The sequence below is a fragment of the Tianxiuia mixotrophica genome, from assembly GCF_050596425.1.
Classification (GTDB): domain Bacteria; phylum Bacillota; class Clostridia; order Peptostreptococcales; family Acidaminobacteraceae.
In genome coordinates, this window is record NZ_CP192292.1 from 4,284,800 (window position 1) to 4,297,355 (window position 12,556).

At 43.7% G+C, this 12,556-nt stretch carries 12 protein-coding genes; all 12 read right to left on the bottom strand.

Features of this window, described 5'->3' with window-relative positions; genetic code table 11:
• Positions 1-48: 48 nt before the first annotated feature.
• The gene (murA, locus tag ACQ4KW_RS19015) at positions 49-1,311 is read right to left on the bottom strand and encodes a UDP-N-acetylglucosamine 1-carboxyvinyltransferase (protein WP_430884010.1); all 1,263 of its coding nucleotides are present in this window, start codon (positions 1,309-1,311) and stop codon (positions 49-51) included.
• 516 nt (positions 1,312-1,827) lie between these two features.
• Entirely contained in the window at positions 1,828-4,101 is a 2,274-nt protein-coding gene (locus tag ACQ4KW_RS19020) for a nucleoside hydrolase (protein WP_430884011.1), read from the bottom strand.
• Positions 4,102-4,129: 28 nt separating this feature from the next.
• A complete protein-coding gene (locus ACQ4KW_RS19025; RefSeq protein WP_430884012.1) occupies positions 4,130-5,143 on the bottom strand; it encodes a haloacid dehalogenase-like hydrolase in 1,014 nt (337 codons plus the stop codon).
• Between the two features lie 265 nt (positions 5,144-5,408).
• Positions 5,409-5,825 (bottom strand): ATP synthase F1 subunit epsilon, encoded by a 417-nt coding sequence (gene atpC / locus ACQ4KW_RS19030; RefSeq protein ID WP_430884013.1) that lies wholly within the window; start codon positions 5,823-5,825, stop codon positions 5,409-5,411.
• A gap of 39 nt (positions 5,826-5,864) precedes the next feature.
• Positions 5,865-7,259: a F0F1 ATP synthase subunit beta gene (gene atpD / locus ACQ4KW_RS19035; protein ID WP_430884014.1), complete on the bottom strand. Its 1,395-nt coding sequence runs from the start codon at positions 7,257-7,259 to the stop codon at positions 5,865-5,867.
• A 40-nt stretch (positions 7,260-7,299) separates the two neighbouring features.
• The gene (atpG, locus tag ACQ4KW_RS19040; protein ID WP_430884015.1) at positions 7,300-8,169 is read right to left on the bottom strand and encodes an ATP synthase F1 subunit gamma; all 870 of its coding nucleotides are present in this window, start codon (positions 8,167-8,169) and stop codon (positions 7,300-7,302) included.
• 35 nt (positions 8,170-8,204) lie between these two features.
• Entirely contained in the window at positions 8,205-9,728 is a 1,524-nt protein-coding gene (gene atpA / locus ACQ4KW_RS19045) for a F0F1 ATP synthase subunit alpha (protein ID WP_430884016.1), read from the bottom strand.
• A gap of 12 nt (positions 9,729-9,740) precedes the next feature.
• Positions 9,741-10,283 (bottom strand): F0F1 ATP synthase subunit delta, encoded by a 543-nt coding sequence (locus ACQ4KW_RS19050; RefSeq protein WP_430884017.1) that lies wholly within the window; start codon positions 10,281-10,283, stop codon positions 9,741-9,743.
• A complete protein-coding gene (atpF, locus tag ACQ4KW_RS19055) occupies positions 10,271-10,819 on the bottom strand; it encodes a F0F1 ATP synthase subunit B (protein WP_430884018.1) in 549 nt (182 codons plus the stop codon). Before atpF ends, ACQ4KW_RS19050 begins: the two co-directional genes overlap by 13 nt.
• Before the next feature lie 67 nt (positions 10,820-10,886).
• Complete coding sequence (gene atpE, locus ACQ4KW_RS19060) at positions 10,887-11,153, bottom strand: ATP synthase F0 subunit C (protein ID WP_430884019.1); 267 nt, start codon at positions 11,151-11,153, stop codon at positions 10,887-10,889.
• 151 nt (positions 11,154-11,304) lie between these two features.
• Positions 11,305-11,859 carry an ATP synthase F0 subunit C gene (gene atpE / locus ACQ4KW_RS19065; protein ID WP_430884020.1) on the bottom strand — a complete coding sequence of 185 codons (555 nt, stop codon included), beginning with the start codon at positions 11,857-11,859 and terminating at the stop codon, positions 11,305-11,307.
• Between the two features lie 24 nt (positions 11,860-11,883).
• Positions 11,884-12,543 (bottom strand): F0F1 ATP synthase subunit A, encoded by a 660-nt coding sequence (atpB, locus tag ACQ4KW_RS19070; protein WP_430884021.1) that lies wholly within the window; start codon positions 12,541-12,543, stop codon positions 11,884-11,886.
• Positions 12,544-12,556: the final 13 nt, after the last annotated feature.

Below are 12,556 nucleotides of genomic sequence, written 5' to 3' on the forward strand. Positions count from 1 at the left end.
TTAGCATACTTCATAAATGCCTTTTAAATTCTGGATATTAAACTACCATTAGTTTGTTTCTTCAACACGTCTAATTCTAGCACCAACAGCACCCAGTTTTTTCTCGATTTGGACGTAGCCTCTATCGATGTGGCGGATTTCACTAATCTCTGTTTCACCTTCTGAAACAAGACCAGCTAGGATCAGGGCTGCACCAGCTCTTAAATCCGTTGCTTTAACTTGAGCCCCTTGAAGTTTCTTAGTGCCTTGAATCACAGCGCTATGGCCTTCAATTTTAATATTCGCACCCATTCTGCTAAGTTCCGCAACATGCATGAATCTGTTTTCGAACACAGTCTCATTGATGACACTTGTTCCTTCAGAATAAGCCATTAAAGCCATAAACTGTGCCTGCATATCTGTTGGAAAACCTGGATACGGAAGTGTCGTAATGTCCACTGACGTAAAGTCTGCCTTGCCCCTTACGCGGATGGCATCTTCATATTCTTCAATCTGAACATTACACTCTCTAAGCTTTGCTATAATCGGCTTTAAATGACTTGTAACAACATTCTCTATCATAAGGTCGCCGCCTGTTATAGCTGCTGCAACCATATATGTACCTGTTTCAATTCGATCAGGGATAACTTCGTGCATGGCGCCGTTCAGTTTCTCAACACCCGTCACACGGATTGTATCTGTCCCAGCACCCTTAATAGATGCCCCCATCTTGTTCATGAAGTTTGCAAGATCGATGATTTCTGGTTCTTCGGCAGCATTTTCAATAATTGTCTGACCTTCAGCAAGGGCAGCCGCCATCATGATGTTTGCCGTTGCACCAACACTTGGAAAATCAAGATAAATCTCAGCGCCTTTTAGGCGTCCTTCCACCTTGGCTTCAACATATCCATGACCGAGTTCGACTTCTGCACCAAGGGCTGTAAAACCTTTTAAATGTAAATCAATCGGCCTTGCTCCAATGGCACATCCACCGGGCTGAGAAACACGGGCCACACCATAGCGTGCTAGCAGTGGTCCCATTGCATAGAAAGATGCGCGCATTTGCTGAACAAGCTCATATGGTGCTTCATGGCTTGTCAGATTTTCTGCACAAATTTCCATTTTGTCGCCCTCTTTTTTTACTTTAGCGCCCAAAACTGTCAAAAGTTCAGACATAACGCCTACATCTCTCAGATTAGGCACCTCATCTATAACACAAGGCTCAGCAGTTAGAAGCGTTGCAGGCAGTAAAGCCAGCACTGAGTTTTTCGCCCCGTTCACCCTGATTGTTCCCTTTAAAGGCTCACTCTTTTCTACTATGAACTTTGACAATGTTAACCTCCTCGTACGCAATTCATTACACCAATGCCACTTTTTCGCACCGATGGGTGATTACTTTCAGCTTATTCTTTCGAAAGCGGATATCCGCATAAATTCAAAATTTCCTATTCAGAATTTTCATGAAACTCGCCTATGAACTTTGAGTCTACTTCATTGACCAAAAGACCATGCGTGTGTTCCCTGGCATTCTATGTCAAATATATGCACAGTCTCAAAATCAACAGTTCCAGATTTGGTTCAACCAACTGAAATTACTGGTTTCTGCTCATTTTCAGACTCCACATCTACTTTATTATATATCAAAAGTTTTTCAAACACCACTGTTTGCAACTATTTTTACTGAATTTTATCTTTTTTATCTATTATTCCTTGAATCTCCCCTGCCGTATAATGAAAAGAAGGCTTTTGTCATGGTCCATCTCCATCAAAACTTCATGTCTTGCAGACAGAAGCAGATATAAAATAAAAGCTGTATGATCCAAAATTCCCTGGATCATACAGCCTCTTTTACCCTACAATGCCATTGATGACCCTTTCCATCGGTCGCCCTTGCTCAAATTCCCACTGAACCCCATATGGATCCAACCAGTAGAAGAAGGTTTGTGGGTCTGGTGTTAGCTTTTGAGGGGGACCATAGCCTTCACGAACGGGCTTGATCATGGTGACCCCCTCTTGGTCTTTTAGCCAGTTGTACGCCGCCACAGCATCTGAAACTTCAAGGGCGACATGTCTAATCCCACCAACATCATTGGTTTTATGGTAGTGAATTTCCTGCTCCCCTTTTGGATACTCATACATCATCAGTTCGAGATGGATTTGAGCATTTGGATGATACAAGAATCTAACGAGGACTTTGCAATCATCAAACCCAGCATCTGCTGCAAAGTGCTGGTTTGTTTCTGGAGGCAACCATAGTGTCCATGCTTCTTCAAATCCGAGGACACGCTTGTAAAAGTCTGTGGCTTCATCCATCATTTTCACATCAGCCACAATCACATTCACATGGGAAAAACCAAGCACAAAGTCTCTTGGATCCATGTGCCTTGGCTGAGGGAAATCTTTTGGAACACAGTATCGCCCTCTTGGTATGGTATATTCTAAAACATCCTTACAAAGATCTTGGGCTGCATCTATGCCTTGGATGAGGGCTACAATATGAACGGCCTGGGCTATGGCACAGTGAACTCCACCCGAAGTCATGAATTTAGAATGGCTTTCATGAATGTAGTTTTCACCACCCCTTGTGTCCACCACTTCCAGACCGTATCCCTTGTCATCACTCAGCTTTTGCAGCTGATGGAAACGGGTGTGGTGGGTGGTCACTTTAAGATTTTTGAGAAGGCCTGTGGTCGCAAGGAGCATCACACCTGAACAAAATCCCGCAACATACTGGGCTTTCTTCTCAACTGTTTTAATCCATTCAGTATAAAGAGGATCTTTGGCTTCTTTGCTAAGAATATCATCAATAGCCTGTCCTCCTACAATCAACAAAATATCAATTTTAGGATGTTGATCAAGGGTATAATTTGGCTTTATTTCAAGGACACTTTCTTTTGATCCCGGTACAGGAGGGCCTGCCGTTGACTTCACAGGATCAAGACTTTTAGCCACTGTGAACACGTTAAACTGGGGCCTATTTTCATTCGCTTTCATTCGTGCGGCACCAAGGACTTCAAAAACGCCTGCCAAGTCCTGTGCTTCCACATTGTCAAAAATTAAGATCCCCACATTTTTTTGCTTTGGTTTTTCTTCTACCACCGGATGATTAAAGACATCTTGCCAGACCTCTTGGAATTCCAATTGTGATACCCCCATTGCCACCCGAACCGGTCTTACTTCTTCCGTTCTTGTTATGTAGGTTTGACCGCACATGTTGTCAAAGTCAGTGTCTTCAGTGCGAATATCAAGTTTTAACTCTTCATACTTAACCTGACGCAGCCTATCTGACATGACCATGGCTGCAAGGGGATCAAAAATTGGGAGGGGAATGGCCTCTTGGTCAGGGCCTGTGGTCTTGGCTTCAAGCAGACCTTTAACAAACACGGCCACTGGATCATCTGAAGTAATTAAGTCTCCATAAATAGGCTGTAAAATAACATCATTACATGCATCTAGGGGAACCCAAGTCATAGGCACCGATGTGTTTAGAACCTTTCTTGCCGCCACTGGGTCAAGAAAAACATTCCACTCAGCGTAATGATTCGTGCCATAAATAGGCCCTTGATTATTTGTGTCTCCCCCCTCCATATCTGGTGAATTATTTAGGGCTGCAACATTGCCATCCACTGAAATAGCGCCTCCCATAACCACTATATCTTGAATGTTTTCAAGTTGTGGGCTTGGCTTTATCTCAAAAAGCTTGGCAATATTGGTAAAGCCACCTAGGGAAAGAATGGTTATCTGACCCTCTTGTTCATTTAGCATATCTCTCATAAATCCCCAAGCTGTTCTCGGGTCACATGGTTGTGTGACTAGAGGCAACTTGTCAATATTGCCGCTCACATCATCCATTGATTGACGGAAGGGCTCCGGAAAATGGTGATTATACTGGCTGGGTTCACTGGCACCCGCACACACCGGTGCATCAATGCCCCCTGCCTCAAGGAGCCTCTGTGCAATTTCAACGCCACTCGCTAAATGTGTTTCCCCACACCCTGTCACAGTGATCCCAAGTATATTCACATTGGGACATTTCATTAAATATGATATAGCCAGTACATCATCCCACCCCATGTCTGTATCAATGATGACACTCTTGGGGTTTGCTCCACCTAAAAGCATACTCTGCCTCCTCGCTTTATACCATGCACTAATCCATAAAAACTTTCTTAAAATCCTTATCTATGCTAATCAGTTGCCAGTCGTTCTCATCGACAACGTCTTGCCAGTTTATTGATTCATGACGTTCATTTATCTCGTACTTATATTCTTTGACATCTGAGTCATGATGAACAAGAAGTCCCATGGTTTCATAGTCTGGATGACTCGTGGTGTAATTTAGCATAGCAAAGTCATCAACCGTGTTTCCGCATGCGAAGACCGGTCTTGCTCCTAGTTCGTAGTAGATGTTTTCCGACTTGCCATCACTTAAATTCATGGGATTGTAGGTCTCTCCCATTCTAATGAATACGTCTGGATTGCTGTAGTCTGCGCTGAGCATAATGCGTGTGCCAATCAGATGGTCTCTTGGCAGTCCCAGCGGGTCTGATGCAAGAGCCCATATCAACCCTTCTTCTGACCCTGATACGATGTAGACACTAAAACCATTTTCTTTTAGCAAATCCACCAGTTCAACCATGGGCTTATAGAATGTTTTATCAATGGCAATATCAATTTTTTTGTTTTTAGTATTTGATGCAAAAGCTTGGGCATATGCCACATAATCGACTTGGCTTTCTCCTAAAAATGCCTGCATCAGTATGGGCTTAACATTGTCTTCAACCAAGGCCCAGTTCTCACTAGATGGATTCGTAATATAGTTGTAGGCCACTGCATACAATTTTTTATACATGAGGGGTTTGTCATTCTCGTAGTCTTCTGCCATACGTGTTAAAGCCACATTCATTTCAATCCAAACTGGCTTTTCACAAACAACCGTGCCGTCCATATCAAAGACAGCGATCCTTTCTTCCAGGGGAATGTTGTCTTTTGCATATTTTACATAATCGAGAATGTCTTGATGGAGTGCAGTGTCATTCCAACTTTCCATGGCCCTAACATCTGCGTGGGATGGTCCATTTTGACACCCCATAATAAACATTGCCAAGATTAGAGCAAGTCCAATCAACCAATTTCTTTTGCTCCTATTCAACACTTTTTCCACGCCCTTTCTACCACATAGTATGTATGATTCTTCCACTCTTACTTATGGGCTTTTGGGGTGTGAACTAACTAAAAATACATCATTGGCCCTTTATTGAGCCTGATTGAATCCTATTCAAAGTTTTAATTTGAGCTTATACTCAAACTTTCTTGAGCTTGACTGGGACACTTCATTCACTTGATGACTGTGCCCGGTCTCTTATTTTGTGCTTGAATATAAAAAAACGCTGACAACATCATGTGTTGTCAGCGTTTTTATAGATAATTTAATTGTCCGTATCATGTCCAGCAACACGAAGTCTGTTGATTGCTTTTGTAAGCGAAGCGTGGGCTCTTGCCACATCAATTTCCTTGTCATTGCCACTATTAATACGTTCTTTAGCACGTTCATATGAATCTTTTGCACGGTCGATATCAATTTCTTCAGCCCATTCAGCGGCGTCAGTTACGATGACCACTCTGTCCTCATCGACAGTCAGGAATCCCCCAGCACAAGCTGCTGAAACGAACTCGCCGTCTTTACGAATACGGATTTTGCCGATCGATACCGGTGCCACGAGTGGCTCATGATCGTATAAAATACCAACGTCACCTTCCGTCGTACGAACGATGCACATTTCCGTCTGACCGTCAAAGAATTTACAGTCAGGCGTTACGATTTCAAGATTGTAAAGTGAAGCCATACATTAACACCTCCTATGCTTTATCCAGGTCCACCCGGATTACCGCATGGATTTTGCTTTTTCTATAGCTTGATCAATCGTACCAACCATCAGGAATGCTCCTTCTGGTAGGTCATCATGCTTGCCTTCAAGAATTTCCTTGAAGCCACGAACCGTTTCCTTTAGTGGAACGTAAGTACCTTCCATGCCTGTAAACTGCTCAGCAACGTGGAATGGCTGTGAGAAGAATCTCTCAAGCTTTCTAGCACGGTTTACAACAGTTTTATCTTCATCAGAAAGTTCGTCCATACCTAGGATGGCAATGATATCTTGAAGTTCTTTGTATCTTTGAAGCGTTTCCTGTACACCACGTGCCACTTGGTAATGTTCATCACCAACAACATCTGGCGCTAGGATACGTGAAGACGAATCCAGTGGATCAACCGCAGGGTAGATACCCTTTTCAGTGATCTTACGCGATAGTACCGTCGTTGCATCAAGGTGGGAGAACGTCGTCGCAGGCGCCGGGTCAGTAAGGTCATCGGCAGGTACATATACGGCCTGTACCGATGTGATTGAACCTTTCTTAGTCGACGTGATACGTTCCTGTAGACCACCCATATCCGTTGCCAGCGTTGGCTGGTAACCTACGGCAGAAGGCATACGGCCAAGTAGGGCCGAAACCTCTGAACCCGCTTGGGTAAAACGGAAGATGTTATCTACGAATAAGAGTACGTCACGATTTTCTTCGTCACGGAAGTACTCAGCCATAGTAAGACCTGTTAGGGCAACACGCATACGTGCTCCCGGTGGCTCATTCATCTGACCAAATACCATGGCAGTTTTTTCAATAACACCTGAGTCAGACATTTCGTGGTAAAGGTCATTCCCTTCACGAGTACGCTCGCCTACACCTGCAAATACAGATAGACCACCGTGCTCCTTAGCGATATTGTTAATAAGCTCCTGAATAAGAACCGTCTTACCAACACCTGCACCACCAAATAGACCGATCTTACCACCCTTAGCATAAGGGGCAATCAGGTCAACGACCTTGATACCTGTTTCCAGGATCTCAGCTGACGTTTCCTGATCTTCAAAAAGTGGGGCTTCTCTATGGATTGACCAAGGTGTCCCATCAAATTTCATTTCTTTTTCATCAACAACTTCACCGAGAACGTTGAATATCCGTCCCAAAGTGGCAGCACCAACTGGTACGGAAATAGGTGCACCTGTAGCAACCGCATCAATTCCACGAACGAGACCGTCCGTAGATGACATAGCGATACAGCGAACCGTATTGTCCCCGATATGTTGTGCAACCTCAGCCGTTAGCTTGATGTCACCGTATTCGACACGAACCGCATCCAAAATGTTTGGTAGCTGGTTCGCTTCAAAGCGAACGTCAAGAACCGGGCCGATTATCTGAACGACCTTACCGATCGCTTGCTCCATATCAGATTCACATCCTTTCAATCTTCATGCATTGGGGTGATTACTTAAGCGCTTCTGCACCACCAACAATTTCAGAAATTTCCTGAGTGATAGCCGCCTGACGTGCCTGGTTATATGTCAGTGACAATTCAGCGATCATATCATCCGCGTTGTCAGAAGCATTTTCCATAGCAATACGTCTAGCAGCCTGTTCTGCAGCTGAAGATTCTACTAGAGCACCAAATATAGTCGATTCCATATACTTAGGAATAACATAGCTCAGTACCGCTTCTGCAGAAGGTTCGTATGTAACAAACTCCTGCATTTCATTATCAGTAGTGTTTTCTTCACCCTCAGGCACTTCGATAGGTAGTAATTTTAGAATTGCAGGTTCTTGGGCTATTGTTGAAATCAGTCTTGTATACACAAGCTTGATTTCATCCACTTTCTCGTCTGAGAAAAGTTTTAAGCATTTACGTGCAATGTCTTGTGCGTCAGAGAAGCTTGGTTTTTCAGAGATATACACGTACTCACCAAGACTTTCAACTTCATTCTTGCTGAAGAAGTCTCTCGCTTTCTTACCTACCGTAATGACATTCGATTTATCAGGGCTTTCCATATCAGCACCTGTCATTTTTAGAACATTAATATTATAGCCGCCGCACAAACCTCTGTCAGCGGACACGACGATGTAGAGTGTCTTTTGAACGTCTCTTACATTGAGATAGTCATGCTTTAATGACTTTTCATTTTGCATGATATCCTGAACCGTACGCATAACCGTTTCGAAGTAAGGTCTTGTAATATCTACACGGTCTTTTGCCCGCTTGAGCTTGGCAGTGGAAACAAGTTCCATGGCTTTGGTAATTTGACGCGTACTATTGACGCTTCGGATTTTACGCTTTATCTCGCGTGCACCTGCTCCGGCCATGAGTCCCTACCTCCCTTTTTCATTTAGAAACCTTATTAGCGTTCTTCGTCACGGATTTCAAACTGCTTTTTAAAATCTGCAATTCCAGATTCAAGACCAGAAATAACTTCATCAGACAAAACGCCGCTTGATTTGATAAGTTTTCCAACTTCTGGCTTGTTCATATCCATATATTCAATGAGTTCTGCTTCAAAGCGCTTGATGGCTCCCACAGGAATGTCAACCATATGCTTCTTCGTTACAGCGTAGATCACAATAACCTGGTGCTCTACTTTCATTGTGTCATTATTTTTTTGCTTTAGAACTTCCATTAGGCGCGCACCATGTTCAAGTGTCGCTTGTGTGGATTTATCAAGGTCAGAACCAAACTGTGCGAAAGATGCAAGTTCACGGTACTGTGCAAGCTCAAGACGAATTTGACCAGATACCTTTTTCATAGCCTTGATCTGTGCATCACCACCAACACGAGATACAGAAATACCCGAGTTAACTGCAGGGCGCTGACCAGAGTTGAACAGTTCTGTTTCCAGATAAATCTGTCCATCTGTGATGGAAATAACGTTTGTCGGGATATAAGCCGATACGTCACCCGCCTGCGTTTCGATAATCGGAAGGGCTGTAATAGAGCCTCCACCCAGACTATCATTAAGCTTTGCAGCACGTTCAAGCAGTCTCGAGTGAATATAGAATACATCACCCGGGTATGCTTCACGCCCTGGAGGACGTCTCAGAAGCAAGGACATTGCACGGTATGCCACGGCATGTTTAGAAAGATCATCATAAATGATAAGAACATCTTTGCCGTTGTACATGAACTCTTCACCCATTGCAACGCCTGCATACGGAGCAATATATTGAAGCGGTGCAGGTTCAGAAGCCGATGCCGATACAATGATTGTATAATCCATAGCACCATTGTCTTCCAGTGTCTTCACAAGACCAGCAACTGTTGATTGCTTTTGACCGATTGCGACGTAAATACAAATAACGTCTTCTTCCTTCTGGTTGATGATCGTATCAACAGCAACTGTCGTCTTACCTGTCTGACGGTCACCGATGATAAGTTCACGCTGTCCACGTCCAATCGGAATCATGGAGTCAATTGCTTTAATACCAGTTTGAAGCGGTTGATTTACAGACTTTCTCGCGATAACGCCAGAGGCCTGTGCCTCAATAGGTCTCGTTTTATCAGTTTTAATTGGGCCTTTGCCATCAATGGCTTTCCCAAGTGAGTTAACAACTCGACCAAGTAGGGCTTCACCAGCAGGAACTTCAACAATACGTTCCGTTCTTTTAACTGTGTCGCCTTCCTTGATGTGGCTGTCAGAACCGAATAGTACGGCACCAACACTATCTTCTTCCAAGTTAAGTACCATCCCGTATATATCTCCAGGAAACGCTAGGAGCTCGCCAGCCATACATTTTTCAAGGCCGTGAACACGTGCGATCCCGTCACCAACCTGGATTACGGTACCGGTGTCTTCAACTTGGAGCTTTGATTCATATTCTTTAATCTGTGCTTTAATCACAGAACTAATCTCTTCAGGTCTGAGATTCATGATCAAATCCTCCTATACTATTAACTGCGCCAGGTTGTCTTTCATGATATCAAGACGGCTTCTAACAGATCCGTCGATAACTTTATCACCAATTTTAACGATAATACCACCTATGACTTCTGGTTTTACAACAGAACTTAGGTGAACTTCTCGTCCAGTGACCTTAGCCAGTTTTTCAGTCAGTGCTTTCTGCTCTTCGTCTGTCAACGGAACAGCAGATTCAACAACTGCTTTGACAACACCCTTATGGTCATCGAGCATATCGACATACTCGTTGTAGATACTGCTGATTGCCGTACCTCTTCGCTTATCGATGAGTATCTTCATGAAGTTCATGACTTCCTTTGATACCTTATCGTCGAATACCTTTGTAATGATGTCTTTACGTTCTTCTTTATTGATTTTAGGTGTTCTGAAGACTTCATAAAACTCAGGATGAGTTTTGAAAGATTCATTGATGAACCCCAGCTCATCCTTAATTTGATCCAGACTGTCAAGTTCCATAGCCACTTCGAAAAGGGCCTGTGCGTAGGTCGTCGATACTAGCTTTGCCATTTTGTATCCCCTACCTCTTCAATCACCTTCGAAATCATATCTCTGTGATCTGTCTCATTGACATCCTTCTCAATAATTTTAGAAGCTGCAAAAAGTGCCATTGAAGCAATGTCATCTTTAAGATGGTTAATCGCCTTCACTTGTTCACGCTCGATATCGTGCTGTGCTTTAACTTTCAGATCAGACGCATCTTTTTCAGCTTGCTTGACGATTTCAGTCGCGCGCTTTTCCGCCTTAGCAGACGCTTCGCGAATGATCTCTTTGCCTTCTTCATCAGACTTTGCAAGTCTTTCTATGTACTCAGTTTTCTTCTGGTCTGCTTCCTGCTGGAGCTTGGCTGCTTGATCGTATTCACCAGCAATTTCCTGCTCGCGTTTTTCCATAAACTCAGTTACGGGCTTAAACAGCAGCTTTCTCAGGAAGAAGAACAGAATCAAAGTATTGACAATCTGGAATACCATCGTCCAGTCGAACTGAACGAGTCCGCTTTTTTCAACTGCTGCGGTAGCAATTACGGGCATTAAATTCATTGCCATTCTTCTGTGCCTCCCTTCTGAATAGTTTCATCATCAAAGGTTGTCCCTTTGAGGCTCATGCTACGTCTTATAGCATACCTACTAGAGGGTTAGCAAACAGTAGAATTAGAGCAATGATTAGACCGTAGATACCAGTTGTCTCGGCAACCGCCGCACCAAGTAGCATCGTTCTTACGATGTCACCCTGAGCTTCAGGCTGTCTTCCGACACCTTCTGCACCTTTACCAGCTGCATAACCCTGACCAATACCAGGTCCGATACCGGCGATCATCGCCAGACCAGCACCAATTGCTGAACATGCAAGAATAAGAGCTTTACCTGTGATAGGTTCCATAATCAATTTCCTCCTAATTATAGATTTAAGTCATCATTTTTTCTTTAGGGTCTGCACATATACAGGCCCTCGATTTAAGATATTACTTAAATTTTGTTTTTTTGATGTTAATCACTAAATGAGCTTCACACGATTTTTTTGGTGCCTAGGTTTACAAGAGTCCAATTAGTGGATTTGCAAACATAAGTGCCAAAGAAATAATCAGTGCATAAATACCCGTTGTTTGAGCAACGGCTTGCCCTAGGAACATCGTACGTACGATAGCAGATTGAAGCTTTGGTCTTTTACCAACCGCTTCTGTGCCTTTTCCAGCTGCATACCCTTGACCGATACCAGGACCAATGCCTGCGATCATAGAGAATCCTGCGCCAATGGCCGATGCAGAAATAATTAGTACTGCACCTTCTAGATTCACAAGTGGGTTACCAAATAAGAGAATCAGCGATACCACAAGTGCCAGAATACCAGATGTCTCTGCTACAGCTGCACCAAGTAGCATAACCATTGTTGACTGCTTGGACTCTTTAGGGTTTCTTGCCACGGCCTCTGCACCTTTACCAGCTGCAAAGCCCTGACCGATACCCGGTCCAATACCTGCAATCATGGCTAAACCTGCACCGATTGCCGATGCTGCTAGGATTACGGCTTTTCTGTCGAAGCTCATCAACCAGTCTAAAAACATCATGATAAAATTGGTCGATTCCATTCATACACCCCATTCCTAGCGATGTTAATCCATTGCGATGGAAACGAATACCATCGTCAGCATTGCAAAAATGAATGACTGCAGCAAACCTGCAAACAAGTCAAAGTAGACGTGTAGCGGTGCCGCAATAACTTGGAATACTGGAACAACTGTACTTACTCCCACTAGGCCGAAAACAGCTCCAGTTAAAGAGTATAGTGCGCCGTATAGAAGGTTCATAACAATAACGCCACCTACAATGTTACCGAAAAGACGGAACGACAGCGAAATCGGTGTTGCCAATTCACCCATAATGTTAAGTGGCAACAGGAACGGCATAGGTTCCAGAAATCCTTTGAAGTAAGTTCCAACGCCCTTTGCTTTGATACCAAAACCGTGAATCATAACAAATGTCATTAGAGCCAACCCCATTGTGGTATTAACGTCCGCAGTCGGCGGTCGTACATTGAAAAGACCAGCAATATTGGATATGCCTACAAAGAGTAGGAGTGTTCCAACGTATGGCGCGAAATTGACTTTGTCATCGCCCATGGTTTGCTTTGTCAGTCCGTTTATACCATCCACCAGTGCTTCTGTTACAATTTGCATCCCTTTAGGGACCTTTTGCAGATTCCGCGTTGCGAAATACGCAAAGAGAATCAGTACGGCCATGATGATCCATGTGTTCACAACCGTTTCAGTCACGGGAATAATTACT

Excerpts from the sequence above, each read along its gene's own strand:
- atpA (WP_430884016.1), bottom strand. The coding sequence starts at position 9,728 with ATGAATCTCAGACCTGAAGAGATTAGTTCTGTGATTAAAGCACAGATT.
- atpE (WP_430884020.1), bottom strand. The coding sequence starts at position 11,859 with ATGGAATCGACCAATTTTATCATGATGTTTTTAGACTGGTTGATGAGC.
- ACQ4KW_RS19020 (WP_430884011.1), bottom strand. The coding sequence starts at position 4,101 with ATGCTTTTAGGTGGAGCAAACCCCAAGAGTGTCATCATTGATACAGAC.
- atpE (WP_430884019.1), bottom strand. The coding sequence starts at position 11,153 with ATGGAACCTATCACAGGTAAAGCTCTTATTCTTGCATGTTCAGCAATT.
- atpC (WP_430884013.1), bottom strand. The coding sequence starts at position 5,825 with ATGGCTTCACTTTACAATCTTGAAATCGTAACGCCTGACTGTAAATTC.
- atpD (WP_430884014.1), bottom strand. The coding sequence starts at position 7,259 with ATGGAGCAAGCGATCGGTAAGGTCGTTCAGATAATCGGCCCGGTTCTT.
- ACQ4KW_RS19050 (WP_430884017.1), bottom strand. The coding sequence starts at position 10,283 with ATGGCAAAGCTAGTATCGACGACCTACGCACAGGCCCTTTTCGAAGTG.
- atpG (WP_430884015.1), bottom strand. The coding sequence starts at position 8,169 with ATGGCCGGAGCAGGTGCACGCGAGATAAAGCGTAAAATCCGAAGCGTC.
- atpF (WP_430884018.1), bottom strand. The coding sequence starts at position 10,819 with ATGGCAATGAATTTAATGCCCGTAATTGCTACCGCAGCAGTTGAAAAA.